Source organism: Chitinophaga eiseniae (assembly GCF_012641265.1).
GTDB lineage: Bacteria > Bacteroidota > Bacteroidia > Chitinophagales > Chitinophagaceae > Chitinophaga > Chitinophaga eiseniae_A.
Genome location: NZ_JABAHZ010000004.1, coordinates 647,731 through 671,171, shown reverse-complemented (window position 1 = coordinate 671,171; position 23,441 = coordinate 647,731). Strand labels below are relative to the sequence as shown.

16 protein-coding genes are annotated in these 23,441 nt (G+C 48.0%); 7 read left to right on the top strand and 9 right to left on the bottom strand.

Translation table 11 applies throughout. The annotated features are described in order from the left end of the window. Positions 1 to 78 precede the first annotated feature (78 nt). A complete protein-coding gene (locus HGH91_RS19690; protein WP_168740496.1) occupies positions 79 to 1,902 on the top strand; it encodes an ABC transporter ATP-binding protein in 1,824 nt (607 codons plus the stop codon). A 70-nt stretch (positions 1,903 to 1,972) separates the two neighbouring features. Here HGH91_RS19690 and HGH91_RS19685 read toward each other — a convergent pair whose 3' ends face one another. From HGH91_RS19685 to HGH91_RS19655, 7 genes are all read right to left on the bottom strand, one after another. Continuing rightward, complete coding sequence (locus HGH91_RS19685) at positions 1,973 to 2,800, bottom strand: glycosyltransferase family 2 protein (protein WP_168740495.1); 828 nt, start codon at positions 2,798 to 2,800, stop codon at positions 1,973 to 1,975. A 397-nt stretch (positions 2,801 to 3,197) separates the two neighbouring features. Further along, the gene (locus HGH91_RS19680) at positions 3,198 to 4,661 is read right to left on the bottom strand and encodes a DNA/RNA non-specific endonuclease (RefSeq protein WP_168740494.1); all 1,464 of its coding nucleotides are present in this window, start codon (positions 4,659 to 4,661) and stop codon (positions 3,198 to 3,200) included. Positions 4,662 to 4,759: 98 nt separating this feature from the next. Continuing rightward, entirely contained in the window at positions 4,760 to 5,167 is a 408-nt protein-coding gene (locus tag HGH91_RS19675) for a hypothetical protein (RefSeq protein WP_168740493.1), read from the bottom strand. Between the two features lie 386 nt (positions 5,168 to 5,553). Beyond that, positions 5,554 to 6,495, bottom strand: a complete 942-nt coding sequence (locus HGH91_RS19670) for a S41 family peptidase (protein WP_168740492.1) — start codon at positions 6,493 to 6,495, stop codon at positions 5,554 to 5,556. A gap of 65 nt (positions 6,496 to 6,560) precedes the next feature. Continuing rightward, on the bottom strand, positions 6,561 to 7,343 hold the full coding sequence (locus HGH91_RS19665) for a helix-turn-helix domain-containing protein (protein WP_168740491.1): 783 nt from the start codon (positions 7,341 to 7,343) through the stop codon (positions 6,561 to 6,563). A gap of 4 nt (positions 7,344 to 7,347) precedes the next feature. Beyond that, the gene (locus tag HGH91_RS19660) at positions 7,348 to 8,250 is read right to left on the bottom strand and encodes a BPSS1187 family protein (RefSeq protein WP_168740490.1); all 903 of its coding nucleotides are present in this window, start codon (positions 8,248 to 8,250) and stop codon (positions 7,348 to 7,350) included. Between the two features lie 77 nt (positions 8,251 to 8,327). Continuing rightward, positions 8,328 to 11,942 (bottom strand): gliding motility-associated C-terminal domain-containing protein, encoded by a 3,615-nt coding sequence (locus HGH91_RS19655; protein ID WP_168740489.1) that lies wholly within the window; start codon positions 11,940 to 11,942, stop codon positions 8,328 to 8,330. Between the two features lie 195 nt (positions 11,943 to 12,137). Here HGH91_RS19655 and HGH91_RS19650 point away from each other — a divergent pair, with 195 nt between their 5' ends. The 4 genes from HGH91_RS19650 to HGH91_RS19635 all read left to right on the top strand — a co-directional run bounded on the left by HGH91_RS19650 (position 12,138) and on the right by HGH91_RS19635 (position 16,187). Continuing rightward, positions 12,138 to 13,373, top strand: coding sequence for a multidrug effflux MFS transporter (locus HGH91_RS19650; RefSeq protein ID WP_168740488.1), 1,236 nt, complete (start codon positions 12,138 to 12,140; stop codon positions 13,371 to 13,373). Between the two features lie 15 nt (positions 13,374 to 13,388). Next, entirely contained in the window at positions 13,389 to 14,450 is a 1,062-nt protein-coding gene (locus HGH91_RS19645) for a serine hydrolase domain-containing protein (protein WP_168740487.1), read from the top strand. A gap of 41 nt (positions 14,451 to 14,491) precedes the next feature. Beyond that, positions 14,492 to 14,836 carry a TfoX/Sxy family protein gene (locus HGH91_RS19640; protein ID WP_168740486.1) on the top strand — a complete coding sequence of 115 codons (345 nt, stop codon included), beginning with the start codon at positions 14,492 to 14,494 and terminating at the stop codon, positions 14,834 to 14,836. A gap of 118 nt (positions 14,837 to 14,954) precedes the next feature. Next, entirely contained in the window at positions 14,955 to 16,187 is a 1,233-nt protein-coding gene (locus tag HGH91_RS19635) for a cation:proton antiporter (protein WP_168740485.1), read from the top strand. Positions 16,188 to 16,241: 54 nt separating this feature from the next. On the opposite strand, the gene HGH91_RS19630 is transcribed toward HGH91_RS19635, so the two are convergent. Then, a complete protein-coding gene (locus tag HGH91_RS19630; RefSeq protein ID WP_168740484.1) occupies positions 16,242 to 18,398 on the bottom strand; it encodes a glycoside hydrolase family 3 protein in 2,157 nt (718 codons plus the stop codon). A gap of 147 nt (positions 18,399 to 18,545) precedes the next feature. On the opposite strand from HGH91_RS19630, the gene HGH91_RS19625 reads away from it, so the two are divergent. Further along, positions 18,546 to 19,661, top strand: a complete 1,116-nt coding sequence (locus HGH91_RS19625; RefSeq protein ID WP_168740483.1) for an aminotransferase class V-fold PLP-dependent enzyme — start codon at positions 18,546 to 18,548, stop codon at positions 19,659 to 19,661. 175 nt (positions 19,662 to 19,836) lie between these two features. Here the strand turns inward: HGH91_RS19625 and HGH91_RS19620 are convergent, their stop codons facing one another. Further along, complete coding sequence (locus tag HGH91_RS19620) at positions 19,837 to 20,670, bottom strand: aldo/keto reductase (RefSeq protein ID WP_168740482.1); 834 nt, start codon at positions 20,668 to 20,670, stop codon at positions 19,837 to 19,839. A gap of 678 nt (positions 20,671 to 21,348) precedes the next feature. Here HGH91_RS19620 and fusA point away from each other — a divergent pair. Further along, positions 21,349 to 23,424 carry an elongation factor G gene (gene fusA / locus HGH91_RS19615; protein ID WP_168740481.1) on the top strand — a complete coding sequence of 692 codons (2,076 nt, stop codon included), beginning with the start codon at positions 21,349 to 21,351 and terminating at the stop codon, positions 23,422 to 23,424. Positions 23,425 to 23,441 lie beyond the last annotated feature (17 nt).

Below are 23,441 nucleotides of genomic sequence, written 5' to 3'. Positions count from 1 at the left end.
AAAACTTAAGGAACCGCATCAGCAACGATGCGGTTTTTTTTATGCACTGTTCCAATCATTATTGATTATTATTTAAACATGAAGACATACTTCCGACTTTTATCATTTGCGAAGCCTATTAATAAATTTGCTTTCCCCTATATTATTTGCACGCTGCTGTCTGTTATATTCAGCACTCTCAATCTCGCACTGCTGGCCCCTTTACTCGACACGTTATTTAGTAAGGTGCCCGTAACGAAAGTGGTCCCAATGCCGGATAATTACTTCAAATTATTTGACATATTCAAACACTATACATCTCTTATTTCGGTAGAATATGGGCGGCTGACCAGCTTAAAATTTGTGTGTATTACCATTGCCACCTCGGTACTGCTGGGCAACCTGTTCCGTTACTTCGCCGACCGCACCATGGAAAGCCTCCGCATTCAAACCTTGCTGAACCTGCGCAGAAGGGTGTTTAACAATGTAATGGACCTGCACCTGGGGTATTTCAGTAATGAACGCAAGGGAGATATTATCTCTAAAATCGCTTCAGATGTACAGGTCGTACAATTCTCTGTTACTGGCACGCTGCAGGTATTATTCAAGGAGCCGGCCCAGCTGATAGCTTTCCTGGTAATGCTGTTCCTGATTTCTTATAAGCTCACGCTGATCTCCATGCTGGTTATCCCGGTGGCTGGCCTGGTCATATCCAGGATTGTAAAACGGTTAAAGACACAGGCTACCGATTCACACGAAACTTATGGCGTCATGATCAGTTACCTCGATGAGGCACTGAATGGGATCCGCATCGTAAAAGCCTTTAACGCGGTTAAGTTTATTACCGACCGCTTCGAAGGACAAAACAGGCGCTATTCAAAGATTACGCGCTCCATGGCTAAAAAGCAACAACTGGCTTCTCCCGTTTCCGAAACGCTGGGCGTATTAATGGTGGCTTTCATCGTATTTTATGGCGGTTCCCTTATTATCAATAACCAGGGGGATATGGACGGTTCTACCTTTATCGTATATATTGCCCTCTTCTCCCAGATTATGCGCCCTGCTAAAGCGATATCCACAGCATTCAGCAATATCCATTCTGGCGTGGCTGCAGGCGAAAGGGTGTTGCAGCTGATCGATGAAAAACCAGCGATCAACAACTTGCCAGGCGCGGAAGTACTGACCGGCTTTAATGACGCCATCCGCTTTGAAAATGTGTCGTTCTCTTACGGCGATAAAAAAATATTGGATAATATAAATATCAGGATTCCCAAAGGCACTTCTGTAGCACTGGTTGGCCCTTCCGGTGGAGGTAAATCCACATTAATGGATTTAATTCCCCGGTTTATGGACCCACAATCAGGAAATATAACGATAGATGGAAAAAATCTGAAAGCGGTTACCATGGAATCGCTCCGCTCCCTGTTGGGCGTGGTAAACCAGGAATCTATCCTCTTCAACGATACCATTTTCAACAACATCGCCTTCGCAAAACCGGATGCTACTGCTGCTGAAGTAGAAGCTGCCGCCAGGATCGCCAATGCACACGATTTTATTCTCAATACAGAAAATGGCTACCAGACAAATATCGGCGACAAAGGCTCCAAGCTTTCCGGCGGCCAGCGTCAACGTATTTGTATTGCCCGGGCGGTGCTCTCTAATCCACCACTGATGCTGCTCGATGAAGCCACATCCGCACTGGATACAGAATCTGAAAAACTCGTGCAGGAAGCGTTGAATAACCTGATGCTCAACCGCACCTCCCTGGTGATTGCCCACCGCCTCAGCACTATACAAAATGCCGATCTTATTATCGTACTGGATGATGGTCGCGTAGCAGAACAAGGCACGCATACGCAATTACTGGAAAATAACGGTATTTACAAACGCCTGATAGATATGCAGACATTTGCCAACTCATAGGCAACTATAACGCATAAAAAAACGGATGTAACCATATGGCTACATCCGTTTTTTTTTATCAATATCTTTTTTAATCGGTCAACTGATGCTGATGATGGTGGTGATGCCGGTGATAACCATTAGCGCAGTAGGCAATCCCCCTGTTCAACGTATCCAGGTATACCCGGTAGTTGATCTTCTCCTGTCCCCGGTCATTATAAGGGTGATACAAGTGGTAGCATACCGCCTTTAGTTTTACCCTTTTCTGACGCAGCCCGGAGTTGATGAAACGCGCCGCCAACTCTATATCTTCATGGCCCCAGCCCGCCAATTCATTATTATAGCCATTCACTTTCATGAAGTCTTCCTTCCAGAAAGCGCAATTACAACCAATCCAGTTCCTGGAACGGCTGGTTCTCCTGATCAGTAAATAAGAAAGGAATGGAATACGAAGGGAGTTAAATTTATTACGAACATCGTTGCTAAGGGTATAAACAGGTTCAAAACTACCATTGCGAATACAACGCTTGGTGATCTTCTCCTGTAAAAGTACCCGGCTTCCCCGGATATAATATCCCCGTTCGGCCTCGCTGATATGATCCTGTATGAAAAGCTCATGCAAAACAATATCTCCGTCAATCTGTATAATATATTTGGAAGAGGTGCCAGTGATGGCCTGGTTAATGATGAGCGTTTTGCGGAAACCTTCATCAGGGTGCCAGAAGTGCTTTACCGGAATATTGGTCTTTTTTCTGAACGCGTCCACAACGGCCTTGGTAGGAGCCCCTGATCCATCATCCGCGATGATGATTTCATCAGGGAGAACAGTTTGTGCTAAAACACTCTCAAGTACCAACTTTAACGCTTCAGGCCAGTTATACGTTGTTATCAGTAAGGCCACCGACACTCTTTCACCCATATAGATTAGATATAAAATTAATATTTAAAATACTCACGTTGCTATCTCTGTAGCATATAACGCCGTCCTGCCTTCATTATTTTATGTACTGAGCTTTTTCACCTGCATAGTTGTATCCAGTCATGCGTTGCATATGATTAACATTGTAGGTTTAATGCTGTAATAAATCGGCTAGTTATATTTTCAAGTTAGCTTGTAATTACTAATAACGTTCCAAGGATTCAATAAGTTACATTCCGATGGTACTTTCAATAAAATTATGCCAGTTTGGCCTTTTCCAAAATTTATCATGAGTTTTCTAAGGCTAAAAATGTTGGAATGGAAAAACATAATAATTTTATGCAATTTATAACATAATTATCATAACAACATAATATTTTTTAGATCACGAAAACCGCTATTCTCCTGTATCAATTTTTTTTATCAGTTCCTGTCTTACTGCTACTGGTATTTTGTCTAATAATTTATAATGAGTGACCCGCTCGATATCATCCACGGTAGTCAGGTAAGCTGACCATCTCGAATTTACCTCATTTTTATTAGGCGTATTTATGGCAATGATCCGGGTATGCTTATTTATACGTTGCAGGTCGTTGTTTCCTTCCGGCAATATCACCAGTATTTTCCATATATGATCGGGCACTACGATATTGCTATGATCTATTGATTTGGTCAATCCCTTACTGCCAACGCCCCCGCTGCCATAACTTCCCATCATCACGTACACCTCATTGCCATCCATCACCAGCTCCCGCGTATAGTCTTCCAGGTTCTTCCATAAATGCTGATTGTGATTAGGCGCCTGGGGGATCATGTTAGTCATCAGGAAAGTAGCTTCATTGGCCTCGCGTGTAGCGGTACGATCGCCGGAAGGACAATTATGTCCCCTGTCAAAGCCGCTCCCCATATAGCTCGATTGCGTTACCTGGTACCAATCAACCGGCAAATCAGCATCCGGCCTGAAATCATTTGCACGCGACATATGCCCCAGGTCTTTACGCGATACATGCCAGCACACCCAATTGGGCGTACCACGGTCGCGGTTATAAGAAAGCTTGTAATAACCTTTGTCCATCAGGTAATTGTTGGCCATTACCAGCGAACTTGTAGCGCCACTGGGATTTCCCAGCAACATATTATCATCGTCGCCACCAACACCTCCAACAGGCTTCGTGTCTGGCACAGCCGGAGTTAATTGACCGCCGGCAGTTACCCGGAATACATCAAAGTTGATCCGGCTATTGCCTTTATCCGTTTTCCGGATATCAAAACGAATGGTACCGGTGCTGGTAGAAGCGGTGAAGGCCGCACTACGTAAAGTAGCGGCCGTAACGATGACCGGCGCGCCTATACGAACGTAACTTTGTCCCCGGTTCACAGATGCCCATAACTCCCAACTTCCGCTTTCATCCGCTCCATAGAGCGCATACTTCAACGTTACGGTAACGGTACCATTCACCACGATATCAAAATTCATCCCTGCCATCCCATTGTCTCTGATACGCAATGCCTGGCTACCGGTTTTATGATCTTCGTCTAAGGCTCCCGTAACTGCGTCCTTGAATTTCCAGGCGCCACTCGACAAAGTCACTACGCCGTTGTTGTAATTGGTTTTACTGCCGGCTTCAAAGTCTTCCGCCAATAACGGCGCAATGCGGGTAGGTGATTTATTATTTTTTTTCCGGTGAGATTTTTTCTTCGCAGTATGCGCAGGTTTGCCCGGATCTCCGGGAATTGTGCGGGAACAGGTAGTAACGGCGAATGCAGCTAGTATCAATATAACAATAACGACTATACTACTGAAACCCTGGTTCTTCTTTTTCGTCTGTTGCTTTTTCTGCTTCTTTCTCTTCTTTGACATGGAATGGTAACGAACGCCCGCGAAGATAGAAAAAAGCAGCAAGCGAAACACAAAAAGTGTTTCGCTTGCTGCTCTAAACTTTCACTTTAAAATTTCTGCTAGAAAAAAAGTTGCGACAACACGTTCGTTACATCATTGGTCTTTGGCTTCAATCCCAGTAACTTGGTGTATTGACTGATCGTAAGCAGTGTTTTCAGTTTGGAAAAAAGTCCGCTCTTCAAACCACCAAACTTCGACGTATAGGCGCTGGGGTTAGTTTGCTGTAAGGGCAGTATAGCCGTTTTTTTCTTCAAAAAAGTAGTCAGCAAACTTTGTACTTTGGGTTGCTGCGTATTGGTTAATCCCAGCGCAGGCGTAAGTTGACCTAATATACTGCCTGCATCCGGCAAAGAAGGGCTTTGTACGGTACCGGCAGCCTGCTTGGCCTTATCCAGGATGCTCTGCGCCTGTACGCCGGAAATACCTAAAAAACAAACACATGATAATGCGAGAACAATACGCTTCATAAAGAAGGGAATTTAATAATGGTGAAATAAATAGACTCTCCCACTAAATATAACGAAATACCCGCAATAACGCATTGGCCGGTTCAAACAAAGAATTGACCCAAAAACGCATATCCGCCACCAGCAGGCTGTGTAATTTTGTTTTCGCAAAATAACTGCGCCCACGCCAGCTATCGTGACGCACCGAACGAATACTTTTCCAATGCCTGTAAGAAAAGGCGGCCAACACCCCACAGCTTGCAGGAGGCCCTTAGCTGGCATAGTCGCTTTCAGGAAAACGGAACCATGCTTAGAACCATTCCTGTGTAGTTTGATAGTGATGTGTGTGATGACAAAGAAGCCGGTTCTGCACTGAGAACCGGCTTTCTTTTTTATAGGTTACGCTTTTACTGCAAATGATTCATTTCTTCGCCAGGCGCTGTTACTACATCCGGCTGTACGCCCTTTAACTCCCAGTTGTCCCGGGTACCTGGCAATACCGCTGCCATCACGGACACAGAAATAAATACCTGGTCATTTACCGCATAAAATTCATTATGGTTGGCCGCCCCGGCGGACGCCTGGCCAATGATCCTCGCCCGGTGATGCGCCTGCATCACATAGGCAAATGCCTCGGCCGCAGAAGCGGTCCTTTTGTTAATCAATACATATAGCGGACCATTATACCTATAGGCCGAATCTACCGCCACGGTATGATCTACTTCTCCGGGCCCATTACCGCCGTAAGACTCCAGCAACGTTAAGCCTGCCGGCAAAAAGCAACCCTCGAACACCAGGTCTATTTCACTACCACCACCGCCATTATCGCGCAAATCGATGATCAACGCCTTGGTACGGTGCACAAAAGCCATGGCCGCCTGCAATACAGGTAAGCTCTCGGTAGAAATATTAATCTGGTCCAGTTTAATATACCCGGTATCGCCTTTCAATATCTTCACCTCGCGGAAACCATAATTGTGCTCCCGCGCTTCCGGACTGTGAAAGAAATCATCTGTACCTCCGCTCTCCTCACGCTGCGCACGAATACCCTTTACCCTTTCAGGGCTGTATCGCATATACAGGTGGCCATCCTGGCTAAATTGATGCAGTATGGCAGTACCGATAGAGTCAAAGGCTTTCCAGCCGGGCAAATGATTAAATGCACCGGCTTTATATTGCGTTTTAAGATGAGTGGCAATAGCGGCGCCTTTGTCAGCAAAAACATAGTGACGTTTGATAAGGGCCGCAGCACTGTCCACCGCCCTGGCTACCTCTTTGGGGGCCAACTCCTGTTGTGCCTTTACCAGCAGGGGCATACAACATAATCCCAGCCAGATAAATCTTTTCATACTTATAAATTTATCTGACAAAGATCCGATGTTCTCCCTTCCTGAAATAGTATAAAATTAGCCTGCTATATTTGTTGATACCGGCGGGGCAGAAACCCGGTAACTGACTTGAAAGTACGTATAAAGTGGCTCTGGTCGAAGAATCCACAGCTGTAAGCAATGTCGGTAAGCGATGCTTCCTGCGTTTGCATCATCACCATCGCCCGGTCTATTTTTATCTTACGCATATATTCTCCCAACGAACAATTAAAATAAGCAGGAAAATACCGGGAAATAGTCACCGGATGTATGCCCAGGATAACAGACATCTCCTGTAGCGACAATGTTTCATTCCAGCGGTCGTTCAACAACATTTTCAATTGCGATACCCAGGGCGGCGTTTCGGCTTTACGCACCAGCGGCGCGGTAAACCCGGGCAATAACAGGGATGGAATGAGAGAGGCATCTCCCAGCTTACACGCCTGATAAGCCTTTAGCACCGCATATTTCATTTGCTCCAGTTGCTCCGGGAAACGGTCTACCGCACTGAACGACAACCCATAATGCTTTAAAAAGCTATCCGGTATCTCCAGGTTGATGTTAACGGAAGGACACTGGGTATGACTGTTTTTATGCAACTCCCCGCTATGATAAAACAATACCTGCCCGGCCAGCACCTCTTTCTCCTTAACGGAACGATGTTCTACATTTCCTCCTCTTACCACCACCGTTAAATGATGATGCTCGTGACAATGCCAACCCTGGTACACGGGGGGCTGCCTGTAAACAGCCTTGCTTACAATCACCCCCTCCTGGTGAAACACCCCATCCGGTTCTCCTAAAAACACTCCCGCCTCCAGTTTGCGCATAAATCTATTTTTTTGTTGCGTTGCTGATCATATAACGCCACACGGGTACAAATTCGGTACTCAGGGTAGCGCCATGGGTATCTTTGCGATCTATATCGGTCACCAGTACCTGCCGTTTACCCACCACCGTTACACCAGGAGATACCATGGTGGTATCTGCCGTTGCAGGCCTTATAACTGCCGCCACATCCTGCGCCTGGTAATCGAACACATAGGGATCGCGTACATGCAGGAACGCATAATACCTCCCTACCGGCGTCAATCCATGTTCCCATTGCCAGCCAGCCGGCCGGTGAAATTGTTGCAGGTAATCCTGCGGTCCGGAAAACAACAGCACACCACCCATCCGGAAATGCTTCCCCATAAAAGCAGCATGACCGGCACCCTGTGAATGGCCTGCCACAACGATCTTATCCCAGGCAGGCATCCCACGGCTTAAAAACGTTTTCCAACCGGCATCTTTTCCTGCCAGATATTTCAACAGCGCTGTCACACGATGCACAATACTATTCATTGAATCTACCGCTACCTTGTCACTCACCGGGGTTCCAAACATAATTTCCTGCCTGAAATGATCAAAACAAGTGCTGTCTTCACTCTTGGAACAAACGGTGGTAATCACGTTATTCATATAATCCAGGCTGATCACATAATATCCCATGGCGGCAAAACAGCTGTCGAATGAACGCATCTGTACTGCAGCCCCACCGGTACCAGGGATCATCAGCAACAGTCGATGCTGGTTGGTAGCCGCCGCTGGCTGCATCGCCATATGTGGGGAGTGAACGGTTTGTATACCTGCCTGCGTAGCTGCAGGATCTATCAACTGTACTTTCACCTGCGCATAAGCTGTAGTAGCCAGCAACCAGGCTGCGAAAAGAAGAACAGTGGCTTTCAATATTCTCATAACAAACATAACAGGATTTGACATCAAGATACACCTTTTGCAGCGCTTTAAACAGCGTGAAGGGATAGGTGGCGCAACTACCGGATCAGCGTCACTGCGCCCTTTACCAACTGTGTACTGCCATCCATAAATTCCACCGTAGCGTAATAAACATAAGCTCCCATTGCTGCCGGCTTATCGTTGATCATGCCATTCCAACCGTAGCTCCGGTCGTTGGCCGGCGTGTTATGCGCTTCAAATACTTTATTTCCCGACCGGTTATAGATATAAAAGTCCCGGATCATCTTAATATCCCAGCTGCCTATCACATAAAACCAATCATTTTGCCCGTCCCCATTGGGCGTAAAGGCATTAGGCATGGTAATGCCTGTATTGGTGAATGTTTTGATATACACGGATGCGGTATCAGTACAATAATATTTGTTGGCGGCCATCACCGTATAACGCATAGATGATAAAGCCGATGCCACCGGGGCCACGCAATTGCTACAGGATAAGCCTATAGCCGGCGTCCAGGCGTAAGAAACTGCCGGTCCTCCTGCTACAATGGCCAGCAACCCGGTAGCCGCCGGACGGGGTAGCTCAATTAATGTACGGTCCATGGTAACAGAAAACGGCGTATAGGCAATGTTCGCCTGGTTATTGGCATAATCTGTTTCTTCTGCCACATAGTTCGCCGACTGCCTGTTTACAACCGCCGTGATATCCCTGCCCTGTGGCGAGGCCACCACCGTGGTAAATTCCCTGCAAACGCCATCTGTCACCGGCGTATAAAACAACGGCAACAACACACCCGTCCGTTCGCTGGCCGGATCCCCATCATAAAAAGATATCGGCAATTTTGCCGGTATACTGTCATAACCATTGGCGGTACACACCTTAAATTTCACCAACGTATGCTGGTTGTCATAACAGTCGGTCTGCAACAGGTCTATCGTAAAATCCGGCGGGAAGATATGCACATACTGCCGGTCCCGGATCGTACAACCGTACCGGTTAGTCAGCTGCACACCTACAAAAGCACTGTCTTTCATCACCGCCTGGGGCGTAGCGCAGGTATAGCAGCTCAACGTATAGGCGTTATCGTTCTGCCATAAAATGTCCCTGGGCGTAAAGGCAGATACCTGGTAACGCAGCGGAAACGTTGTTTTCCGCATCACCATGGTATCTTGTGGAAAGATAGATACGGCAGGCCGCTCGTATTGCCATTGTGTGGTGTTATTATGATAATCGGCTTCATTCAGCCCGGTTTCCGGCACCTGTGGCCGGGTATCCATATTCACGATGGCATATACATTGCCGGTAGACGTGCCTTTGATATCACTGCCATAGTCTTCACAAGCGCCGGTACTGGCGATAGGCGTAATAAACCCATTACCCAACACGTTGGCAGCGGGATCTCCCGGGGTCCTGTCGTAGAAGGCCACGGTTAATTGCGCCGGAATATTACCCTTCTTATAACCGTTGCAAAGGGAGAAAGTGACATGCAAACTATCTCCGTGGGAACAATCTACACTTTTCACCTGCACGGTATAATCATCTACCACGGGGATATGCAGGGTGGCAATGGTACTGTCGTAACAGGCATATGGCGAATAGGCCAGCACCTGGTCGGTCGTCACGGTATCTTTCCGGTAGGGCGCCGTGAAAGTAGGTGTTAAACAATTAGTACAGCTGAGATAGTTGCCCGTCCAGCTGGCGCTTTGCAGGGTACCATTCACGCCTTTGGGCGTTAACACCACCTGTTGTTCGGGCGTCAGGGTAAAGTCTGCCGGATCCAGGACCACCCTGAACTTAAACCCTTTTTTTATGGCGATATTATTGCCATAGTTGGTTTCCACTAGGCTGGTATTGGGGAGAAGTAATGGCAAAGTGGAGCCATTGTCGTTCAGCACTACGCTTAGCGTATCTATTCCCGCTCTACCTGCATCTACCACGGTAGATAACAACGGCGTGGAGCATTTACCGGGAAGGTCCGATGGCAGCGGCCATACAGCGCCTACCTTCTTTGTACCGGGCTTGCGGGGATCGCCGTCGTAAAAAGATACCGGTGTGTTTTTGGGGATAGTATCGTACCCAAAATTGTGGAAGTATAAGGTAACCTTTACCTTGGTTTGCTGATAGCATTCTACTTTAGTCACATACACGGCGCCATCAGGCGTAGGATCATCTACAATGATCTGTACGGCGTTGGAGGTGTCAAAACAGTGTCCATCGGTAGCGGCTAAACGGACATGGTAATTGCCGGGCGTTTTAAAAACGTATGTAAGTTGTTCGATGGTGCTGATTTCCTGTTCCGCCATGCCTTTGTCGTTGCTCATCAGCCAGCTCCAGCTGGTAGCGTTGCGCGACCGGTTATGAAATAACACGCTGTCCAGCGAAAAGCCGACTTTAGAAGCAATCTTTCTCTTGCTGGGCCAGAAGCGGGCTACCACGCCGCAACTTACCTGTATCACATCATTGGTGGTGGCAAAGCAACCGCTCACGGTATTGGTTACACGCAATATAATTTCATAGTTCTTCTTTTGCGTTACAGTAAGCTGTAAAGTGGGGGCATTCCCCTGTGGCACACCATCTACCAGCCACTGATAGGCATTTCCACCCGTACTGGTACTGGTAAAGGTAACCTTGTCGCCTACTACCGGGTATTCAATGTCACGGGTAAAAGCAGCAGTGATGTTATCTGTACAGGGATCGTTACATACCGTACTGGCGAGCATCCCGGTGAGTGCCACCCCAATAAAGTCGTGCATGCGCTGGGCTTGCCCGGTCGTAAATGATAACACACATCCGGTGCCCTGGCCATAGTCCATGAAATTATCCGGCAGGTCGGGCACGTCGGTAGTAAACCCGGATAAGGTATCGGTGCTGCAGGAGTTCTGCGGAGCAGAACAGGCATATCCACCGGTAATCGTTCTTTCCGGGGGCGTATCGCACACTTTATCTCCATCTACCAAACAATCGTCATTCTTACAGTCCCTGTTGGCAAAAGTATGCAACAGGCTCAGGTAATGCCCCATCTCATGCGCCAGTACGCCTACTCCCAGCCCGGCCACAACAATATCGCCGCCGGCGCTGGCGTAACCGCCCATTTTAAGACGGGTCCAAACGCCGCAGTTAAAGTCCTGCATATACTCCGATTTGATATCGGTAACTACCCATATGTTGATGTAACGGCTGCCATCCCACTTACCCAATGCAGTGAGATCGCTACCTTCCATTTCGTTATCAAAATCAGATAAATAGGAATGTGTGCGTACGATGCCGCTGGTTTTACCGCCGTCAGGGGCTGTTTTAGCCAGGCAAAACTGGATCTTGGTATCGGTACGTGCGCCGGTGAATGCGCCGGTGGCAGCATAGGCATCATTTAGTTCCTTGAGCGCCGCTATCACCGCCGCATCTGGAAATGCCGCCGGATCTTCGTTGATAATATGAAAAACTACCGGCAATACTACCGGTGCAAAAGAAGCCACCGAGCCTGGGGCGGTAATGTATTGGCGCTTCAGGATAGCATTGTTAATGGCCTGCTCCCGTGCCAGGTAAGAGGCATCCTTCCGCCATCGCTCCTGTAAAGCGTCGGCGCCGCAAGGACGTATGTTCACTGGCATTCCTTCCTGTGCCCATGCAGCCACAGGAAATAAGAGGCATAGCAATAACAGTGCATGCAGGTTTTTCAAAAGTGGCAAGTGCATTAAAGACAGATGTATTAAAGTAGAGCAAATATATGATCATTTTTGCTAATCAATAAAATTATCGTGTCATCCATTTTGAAAAATCGCGATAAAATAATCGAACGGCATAATAGTGATCTTTAACAGACAATTGCCAGGCACCAACCTCATTTTTTCAGCCTACCTTTGCGCTGCATTTTATAAAACCGTATCGCCTTGGCCAACGAACTTTCCCGCACAAAATATATTTCTCTTATTCTCATACTGGGTGCCCTAACGGCATTAGGCCCCTTTTCTATCGACATGTACCTGCCGGGCTTTCCCGCCATAGGAAAAGACCTGGGCGTAGATCCTGCACGAGTGGCGCTATCCCTTTCCAGCTTTTTCATCGGCATATCTGCCGGACAATTGCTGTATGGCCCGCTGCTAGATCGCTTCGGCAGGAAGAAGCCGCTCTGTATCGGTCTCGCCCTGTACATCATTTCCTCTATCGGTTGTATGTATGCCACTTCCCTCAACAGCCTGATCATCCTTCGCTTTATCCAGGCCATAGGCAGCTGCGCAGCGGCCGTGGCAGCGGTAGCCATGGTACGGGACCTGTTTCCCGTGAGTGAAAATGCCAAAGTATTTGCCCTGCTGATGCTGGTAGTAGGCACCTCTCCCATGATTGCCCCTACCGCCGGTAGCTATATAACCAGCGCTTTCAGCTGGCATACGGTATTCCTGGTGCTGGGCCTGATGGGCGCATTGATGCTGATAGCCAGTATACGCTGGCTGCCCGACAGCTATAAACCGGATACTACCCTGTCGCTCAAACCCCGTCCTATCATCAACAATTTCCTGGCTGTTGTGGGTGAACCGCAATTTTATACTTACACCTTTGCCGGCGCAGTAGCTTTCTCCGGCCTCTTCGCCTATGTATCCGCCTCCCCGCAGGTGTTCATGGATATTTATAAAGTGAGTGACAAAACGTACGGGTGGATCTTTGCCTTTCTTTCCATTGGATTGATTGGCTCCAGCCAGGTCAACAGCCAGCTGCTCAAACGCTTCAGCAGCCAGCAGATAGTACCGGTAGCCCTGGTGGGACAAAGCATCACCGGACTTATTTTTATTATCTGTGCCTGGAATAATTGGCTATCCCTCGCGGGAACTATTACCCTGCTCTTTATATACCTGTGCTGCCTGGGTTGTATCAATCCCAATACTTCCGCCCTGTCGCTGGCCCCTTTCACCAGAAATGCCGGCAGCGCATCTTCCCTGATGGGCGCCATTCAGATGGGGATCGGCGCACTAGCATCTAGTGTAGTGAGCTTGTTTAATACACATACTGCTACCCCTATGGCCATAACCATGTGTGGCACTTCCCTCCTGGCATTACTGATTTTGCTGGTCTGCCGCAGGAATATTAAAACCGCCGTTGCCGCTACCAAAGAAGCGGTACCGGTACATTAACTGCCATTAAGTTTTATGAAGACAATTACCTGTTTCGTTCTGCTGTTGCTTAGTTTTATGGCCCATGCCCAGTCATCGCGCGCACTGGCCGACAGTCTCCGGAAAGCATATCACATCCCGGCGTTGGGATATGCCGTAGTGTCGTCCGACAGCATACTGGAACTACAGTTGCTGGGAGAAAAGAAAGCCGGCATGCCGATAAGCGGTAATGATCACTTTCGCATTGGCTCCAATACCAAAGCCGTAACAACCATGATCGCCGCCCTGCTGGTAAAGCAACAACTGATCAGTTGGGACACCCGCTTCTTCCAGCTTTTCCCGGAACTGCAACCGCATAGCCACCGCGCGTATGCCAACATCACCTTGTGGCAGGCAATTACTTTCCGTAATAAATTACCCAAATATAGTTATACCAACTCCGCACCAACACCCGCTCAGATCAAAGGTTCGGAAGCTGCCCAACGTTACGCATTTGTAAAATGGTTATTACAACAACCACCAGTAACAGATACCACCGAAATAAATTTGACCAACGCAGGGTATTGCCTCGCAGGACTCATGCTGGAAAAAGCAGCGCATAAAAGCTACACTCAGCTGGTAACTGAGCTGGGGCAACAACTGCACATTCAGTTTGGAACAGGCAATCCGAACGACCGGGATAGCACCCAAACCTGGGGACATGATGCTAACGGACAACCCGAAGGTCCTGCTAACAACTATAAACTCAATTGGCTCATGGCAGCCGGCAACCTACACATCAGTCTGCCCGATTATGCCCGCTTTATCCAGGAACAACTGAAAGGCCTGGCCGGCAAATCCACCCTGCTCGATGCCAATACCTATGCCCGCCTGCATTACGGTATGCCGGTATTTGCCGCCGGCTGGTTCTGGCAGCGCAATGCCGCCGGCCACCTGGTATCTGAAAACACCGGTAACCCAGGTACCTTCATTACCCAGGTATGGGTGATCCCGGAAGCTGACAGGGCATATATCTTCTTCACCAACCTGCAACGCGATAACGTATACGAAGCTATTACAGCATTAAGGGAAGCCCTGGAAAAGCAGTACGGCAATTAGCAGGAAATCGTATCTTTATTATCTCCCAAAAAATTTACGCCATGGCATACAATGAAAAACTGGCAGACCGCGTTCGCGAAATATTATCCGCCGCTACCACGAATATTGTTGAAAAGAAAATGTTCGGAGGCCTGTGCTTTATGGTCAACGATAAAATGTGTATAGGCGTACGACCCAATAAAATAATGGTAAGAATAGATCCCGCCAAATCGGATGAAGTGCTGGAAGAGGCCAGCGGCGCGGAAGTAATGGTGCATGGCGGCAAAGAAATGAAAGGATTCATCTTCGTTGATGAAGACACCCTTCACTCCAAAAAGCAATTGCAGTATTGGATTAAAATGGCATTAGAATTTAACGATAAAGCGCCATCTTCCAGGAAAAAGTAAATCGAAAATGCGAATCAGCCCATGATTGCCTACTTTTTTTTCTATCTTTAAAGCCCTCCGGATTAACTGTAGCATCATTAGGAACCTGATTTTTTAACTGGCATTATTCGATTTGCTTATGAACACTTTCACGCTGATAACGGCATTAGTTACCATTAGTGCATTAATCTCCTATCTCAACAACCGGTTTATCAAACTACCCGGCACTATTGGTGTAATGGTAGTGTCTATCTTATTATCGGTCCTCATTTCCCTGACTGGTAAAATATTCCCGGATGTCTTTTCTTTTATCAAAGAGGTTACCCACGGCATCGATTTTACAGGCACCCTGCTGGACATTATGTTAGGTTTCCTCCTTTTTGCCAGCGCCCTGCATTTCGATTTCAATAAACTGAAAGAACAACGCTATCCCGTGCTGGTGCTTAGTACCATTGGTGTAGTAGGTTCTACTTTCATCTTCGGTTTCCTGCTGTACTGGGCCACTGAGCTGATGCATATCGATATCCCACTCGTGTATTGCCTCCTTTTTGGCGCATTGATTTCACCTACCGACCCGGTAGCAGTATTGTCTATCCTGAAAAAATCAAAAGTGCCTCCCTCCCTGGAAACGATTATCGGTGGCGAGTCGCTGCTCAACGATGGTACCGGCATCCTCCTTTTCGTCATTCTCAAGGAAGTAGCCGGCACCACTGATCCACATGTTACCTTTGGTCATGCGGCCGCCGTTTTTTCCCAGGAAGTATTCGGAGGCATACTACTCGGCGTCATTTCCGCCATTGTCGCTTACCGGACTATGAAACGGGTGGACGATTTCCAGATTATTGTAATGGTATCATTGTCCATGGTGATGGTTATTTCTGTGCTGGGCGCCATGTTACACGTATCTATTCCGTTGGCGGCCGTTTCTGCCGGGCTGATATTGGGTAATACCTCCCTGGGTACCAAACAGTCGGAAGATATGCAACGCTACTTTCATAATGTATGGAATCTCATCGATGAACTCCTCAACACTATTTTATTCGTGATGATTGGCTTGCAGATTGTAATTATGCCCTTCCTGCAAAACTATTGGTTTACCGGCCTGGTATCGGCAATCTTTATATTGATGGCCCGCGCAGCCAGTATTGTAGGGCCTTCCGCTATATTTAAACGCACGCTGAAACTCAATTACAAAAGAATTACCATCCTCGTGTGGGCAGGACTCCGGGGCGGCATTTCCGTAGCATTGGCACTGTCTTTACCGGAATCTCCCTATAAAGAACTCATTTTATCCGCCAGCTACTTCGTGGTGCTGTTCTCTATCATTGTACAGGGACTCACGCTAAAGAGAGTGGTAGATCGCATGGCATAAAAGCAAAGGGGCTGGTGCAATCACACCAGCCCCTTTGCTTTTATATACTATTGCTTACTTTATTTTGATATTTTCACTTAGCAAAAAGTCGTCAGAACTCTTGCCTATATTCACTTTATACGTTCCCTTATATAACTTCCAGGCGTGCTTTTGCAGGTCCCACTTCTGCAACTCGGTAACAGGTATTTCCAATTGTACTACTTCCTGTCCTCCTTGTTTCACCATCACTCTTTTAAATGCCTTCAGTTCTTTTACCGGCATCCTTTCTACGTCCGGGTAGCTGATATATGCCTGTACTACCTCATCTCCATCGTAAGCGCCGGTATTCTTTACAGCTACGGATACACGAATGGTATCTTTACTGCCATATTCCTTTGCAGGCGCCTGTTGCCAGGCATAGTCAAAGGTAGTATAGCTTAAGCCATAGCCAAAAGGATATTCCGCTTTGCCTTTAAAATACCGATAGGTACGGTTTTTCATGCTGTAGTCCTTATAATCGGGCAAGTCCTGCAAGGATTGATAAAAAGTGACCGGTAAACGACCTGCCGGTGAATATTTTCCGAAGATGATATCAGCGAGTGCATTACCACCCTGCTCACCGGGATACCAGGCCAGTATCACCGCATCGGCATAAGGAGCAATCGCAGATACGTCAACCGCGCTGCCAGCTGTGATCACGGCGATAATGGGCTTTTTGTGTGCTTCCCGCAACTTCTTCATAAACAGTACCTGCGAACGGGGTAAGCTCAGCGTGCTTTTATCTCCGCCGGAAGCCGACAGGAAGGCATCTCCCTCTTCTCCTTCCAGCAAAGGCGTTAATCCTATCACTGCTACAGTTACATCGCAGTTCTGGGAAGCCCAGATACCGCCAAAATGCAGGGTATCGGTAAAGTCGCATCCCTGGTCATACTGCATGGCCATACCCGGACCTGCAGCTTTGGCAAGGCCAGCGGCAAAGGTTACCATGTTGCCGGATACGCCGTGATAGTTACCCATCAACGCTTCCAGTGAAGCGGAGTTAGAACCGGCTACCAGCATAGACGCGTATTTGTCGGCCTTCAACGGCAATACTCCATCATTTTTCAGCAGCACCATGCTTTCCCTGGCCGCCTGGCGGGCCAGTTGCGCATGCCAGTTATTGTTAACGCTATCTGCTCCAAACTGGCTGTAAAGGGCAGATGGCGCGGCATCAAATAATCCCAGCTTCATACGGGTACGTAAACTGGCCGCCAGGGCGCTGTCTACATCCGCATTGGTTAACCATCCCTTTTGGATGGCCTTCATCACATCATCCTGTAAAATGTTGGCGCAGTCGAGATTTACCCCGGCTTTAATAGCCGCAGCAGCCACCTCTTCGCGGGTAGGTATCGCCTTATGTCTTAACCAGATATCATCCAATGCCCAGCAGTCGGTTACTACCTGGCCCCCAAATTTCCATTCATGCCGCAAAATGTCCTGTAGCAGGGTATTACCGGTACAGCAAGGTTGACTGTTTACCCGGTTGTAGGCACACATAATTGATTCTACTTTCCCATCTACCAACTTTTTGAAAGCATAGAGATAGGTTTCTCTCAGGTCTTTTTCATCGATGATCGCATTAAAACTGTGACGGTCAGCTTCGGGTCCGCTATGTACCGCGAAGTGCTTGGCGCAGGCAGCGGTTTTCAGCTGCCCGGGAACATCTCCCTGTAAACCTTGCACAAAAGCACCGGCCATCGCAGCGGTCAGGTAAGGATCTTCTCCATAGGTTTCCTGCCCACGGCCCCAGCGGGGATCACGGAAGATATTAATATTGGGCGTCCAGAAATTCAACCCCATATACTGTACATGCCGGTGTTGCTGTACGGCCAGGTTGTATTTGGCACGCGCCTCTGTAGAAATCGTATTGGCTACCTCTTTGGCTAAAGGGGCGTTGAATGTAGCGGAAAGACCTATGGCCTGCGGATACACGGTGGCTTCTCCGCCACGGGCAATGCCATGCAAGGCTTCATTCCACCAGTTGTACGCCGGGATCTGCAGCCGGTCTATGGCCGGTGTATTATACCCCAGCATCGAAATTTTTTCAGGCAGGGTCAGCGTATGCAACAAATCATTAACCCGCTCCTGTACAGGAGCGTCCGGCCTTTTGAATAGCGCAGGTTGTTGTGCCCCGGCCTTCAACACAAATAAAAATATGGCCGCATAAATAACAAGATACTGTTTCCTCAACATGCTAAAAAAGTGAATTTGAAATGATATTGTTCCCTGCCCTGTGCGCAAGTTATCATATAAAAAACATAATCCCGACGCGTTGCCCCGTCAGTTGTTTATTTTGTTTATTATCGTGTAATAATTAATAAAATAGTATAACCGGCACATATGAATAAATGGGAAAAAATAAGGGCCGACTACCCGGTAACCAGCAAATGCGTATACCTGTTCACCAATGGCGGAGGCCCCGTAAGCACGCCCTTTGTGCAACATGCACACCACTTGCTGACCGAATTGTCGGAAAAGGGGCGGGAGGTAATGCCTGCCTGGGATAATACCAGCAACGAAATACGCAGCCTGGTAGCCCGCATGATCCACGCACAGCCCCAGGAAATTGCTTTCGTTATCAATACCGCACATGCCATGACCATGCTCTATGGCATGTTTCCGAAAGACTACGAAATCATCACCATGCGGGATGAATTTCCTACCAGCTTCGTAGGATGGCTGCACAACGGCTTTACGGTCCGCTTCGTCGACAGCAACGATACCGGCCATATCTCCCTGGAAGATATAGCCGCACAAATTACACCGGCAACCCGCATCCTCATTACCAGCCATGTGATGTTTAGAACCGGCTTCCGCCAGGACCTGAAAGCCATCGGGGAGCTATGCCGGCAACATAACATTATCCATATCGTAGATGCTACCCAGTCATTCGGCGTAAACCCGATAGATGTACAGGAATACAACATCGACATCCTCATTTTCCACGGGTACAAATGGGTAACCGCCGGCTATGGCGCAGGTGCGATGTATGTATCACAAAAAATACTGGAGCAATATCCTCCTGCGCTGATGGGCTGGTATAACGTGGAATACGAAATACCCGATTTCCAGTCGGTGAAAGATTATACCCACTTCACCCCCAGGAAAAATGCGGGGGTGTTTGAAAGCGGTACGCCACCCTATATCAATATCCAGCTGCTGGGACATGCCCTGCAATACCTGGAGCGTATAGGCATCGCCGATATTGATGATTATATACAATCGCTGATCAGCTACCTGGCGCAGCAAGCCGCTGCACACGGCGTTCCACTGCTTACTGCTTACCCGGAAGCGCACCATTCTGCTATTCAGCGACTGGATATCACCCCGGAACAATATGCCCGGGCTGCGCAGCAAAATATCGTGGCAAGGTATAAAAACAACCAGCTCACCGTTGCCCTCAATTTTTACAATAACCAGGAAGATATCGACCGCCTCCTGGCAGCTATCGCATAAGTTTCTCGCAGAGACGCAAAGCAGCTAAGGAGCGTAGATTAATACGAATATTAAGCCGCAGAGCGCGAAGATATATAAGTCAGTATTATGTCGCTGAATTTATATAATCTTCGCGCTCTGCGGCTTAATATTCGCTCTGGTCTTTGCTGCTTTGCGCCTCTGCGAGAAAAAATCCTCAAAAATTAAAATTATCCGGATCCGGTCCTACCCGCTGTCCCCTGTCTAACGCAGATATCTTTTCTACATCCTCCTCGCTGATGGAGAAATTAAAGAGATCGGCGTTGGAAATAACCCGGTCTCTGCGAACGCTCTTGGGAATCGTTACCACCCCTTTCTGTAAATCCCATCGCAGGATCAACTGTGCTACCGACACGTTATACTTTACCGCCAGCTCCTGCAGCAAAGGCACTTCAAAAGCTTTCCCCTGCATAAGAGGGCTCCAGGCTTCAAACTGGATCTGGTGTTGCTGGCAGAAATCCAGTAAACGTTGTTGTACCAGGTAAGGATGAAACTCCAGCTGGTTCACCATAGGCGTTACTTTAGCCGTCTGGAAAAGATCTTCCAGGTGATGTTGCAGGAAGTTACTCACGCCAATGGCTTTAATTCTTCCATCCGCATACAACTGCTCCAGCGCACGCCAGGTTTCTTTGTACTTCTCTTTTACGGGCCAGTGTACCAGGTATAGATCCAGGTAGTCTGTCTTCAAACGGTCCAGGGAGGCGTCAAATGCTTTCAGCGTGCTGTCGTAGCCCTGATCCGCATTCCATACTTTCGTGGTCAGGAAAATATCCTTCCGGTCTACCACATGCTGTGCAATGGCTACTCCTACCCCTTCTTCATTACCGTAAACAGCAGCGGTATCGATATGCCGGTAACCGGCGTCCAGGGCATAGGTTACGGCATCTACCACTTCCTTTCCTTCCTTCGTCTTAAAAACACCCAATCCCAGGTAGGGCATCTCTATACCATTGGACAGCCGCACGGTCCCCTTCAAATTCGTAATATCCATAAAACAGTATTTTATCCAGTTATTTGAAACGCCGGTCAGGCATATTTGTTCAAACGGAACAATAATTACCCGTTCAGCAACCATCAAATTTACAACGGTTCACAGACGTATAACCGGTAAAAGTTAAAGATTTTTTTGTATAAATATAAGAAGGTGGCCTTAGCAGGCTTCAACAAACGTCCCGGTCGTCATTCTTCATCGATTTCGTAACTTTGTAAAAGTATTGCTATCACTGATGATGCAATGAATTAGTTTTTTTAATGAATTATTACTATCTTTGCGGAGCATTTTAAAAACGTATGAAACGTATACTCACATATCAGACAAGCAGCTATTCAAATGCCGTTATCAGAGCGGTAATTGCAAGTACGCGTATTGTCTTAATTCAAGACGGGGAGGCAAATCCATCCCGGATATGAGAGGTTAATATATAATACTCCTGAATTTATTCAAGAGGCCTCTTCATCCGAAGAGGCCTTTTTTATTTGCTTCCCCCACGCTCCCAAATATAATTAGCACTACTAACATTTATTAATCATGAACAGCAACAGGAAATTTATTATTAAAGCAATTTTATCACTTACCTGTCGGTAATGCAGGGCTACCTGTTGCATGTTTGCAAAAGCCTCTCATTACCAGATGAGAGGCTTTTTTTATTCTTCTTTTAAACAAGACTTTATGAAACGCTTAGCAGATTTCAGAAATATAGGTATCATGGCGCACGTAGATGCAGGTAAAACAACGCTCACCGAACGTATGCTTTACTTCACCGGCCTTACACATAAACTGGGTAATGTAGACGATGGGAATACCGTGATGGATACTGATCCACAGGAAGAGAAAAGAGGTATCACTATTTCATCTGCAGCCATCACTACTTACTGGAAATACAATGATAACACCTGGCAGATCAATATTATTGATACGCCGGGCCACGTGGACTTTACCGCGGAGGTAGAGCGTTCCCTGCGGGTGCTCGACAGCGCCATCGCCGTATTCTGCGCCCGCTCCGGGGTACAGCCGCAATCGGAAACGGTATGGCACCAGGCTAACCACTACCAGATTCCCCGCATTGCGTTCATCAATAAAATGGACCGGCAAGGCGCCGACTATCGACGTGTAGTGCAGGAAATACGGGAACGCCTCAACGCCAACGCACTGCCGGTACAAATACCCATCGGTGCAGAAGATGATTTCAGCGGCGTGATAGACCTGATCGCCATGAAAGCCCTGGTATGGACGACAGACGATGGTAAAACCTACGACACCCAGAATATCCCGGCTGCGTTGCTGGAAGACGCGCAGGCTGCACGCCGTTACCTGCTGGAAGAACTATCGCTGTTAGATGAATCGTTGCTGAATAAATACGCCACCGATCCGGCCAGCATCAACGCCACAGATATACATCGTGCTTTGCGCAATGCTACCATCCGCCTCGAAGCGGTGCCGGTACTGGCAGGCGCCGCCTTTAAAAATAAAGGCATACAACCCCTGCTCGATGCAGTGGCCGCCTGGCTGCCCGCACCCTCGGACATTGCCGAAGTGAAAGGCACCGATCCCGATACGGATAACACGGTAACTATTACCGCCAGCGAGCAGTCGCCTTTAGCCGCACTGGCATTCAAAATCATCACCGATGATTTCGTAGGGAAGTTAACGTTAGTACGTGTATACGCCGGCGTATTACGCAACGGTGACACCCTCTGGAATGGCCGTACCGGCCGCAAAGTGCGGATCAGCCGCCTGATGCGTATCATGTCTGATAAATATGAAACGGTGGAGGAAATAGGCGCCGGCGACATCGGCGCCGTAGTGGGACTGAAAGATGTAAAAACAGGCGACAGTCTCGCGGATCCGGACCATCCCGTATTGCTGGAAAAAATCAGTTTCCCTGAACCCATGATCGGTTATGCCATCGAGGCCAAATCCTCCAGGGATAACGACAAACTGGGCGAAGCACTGAGCAGACTCCTCGATGAGGATCCAACCCTCAGCGTAACAGTGGATAACGCTACCGGGCAAACGATTCTCAAAGGCATGGGCGAACTACACCTGGAAGTGGTGCTGGAAAAACTGGCTACGCAATACCAGGTGCAGGTCAGCAAAGGCCAGCCACAAATTGCGTACAAGGAAATATTCACCAGGGCGATTACTCACCGCGAAATCTATAAAAAACAAAATGGCGGCTCCGGTAATTTTGCCAACATTGAATTTGAATTGTCGCCAAGAACCGATGATGAACCCGGACTGGAATTCATCAACGAAATAAAAGGTGGTGCCATACCAAAAGAGTTCATTCCTGCTATCAGCAAAGGCTTTGAGTCAGCCATGCATAATGGCGCCCTGGCGGGCTACCCGCTGAAGTCAATGCGCATACGCTTGCTGGATGGGGCTATACACCCCACCGACTCGCACGCGCTTGATTTCGAACATGCGGCGGTCATCGGTTTCAAAAACGTGGCAGCCCAGGCGGCCCCCCGCTTACTGGAGCCCTGGATGAAAGTAAGCGTTACCCTGCCGGAAGAATATACCGGCGCCGTAACGGGCGATCTTAACAGGCGCCGTGGCCTGATCAAACAGATAGCCACGGAAACGCAGGTGCAAACCATCACTGCGATGGTCCCCCTGTCGGAACTATTCGGTTATATCACCGCGTTGCGTACCCTCACCTCCGGAAGGGCCACCGCTTCGCTTACGTTTGAACAATACCAGGCGGTACCTGGCAACATCAGTCAACAGGTACTCGCTAAATAAGAAATGGTGAAGGTCTA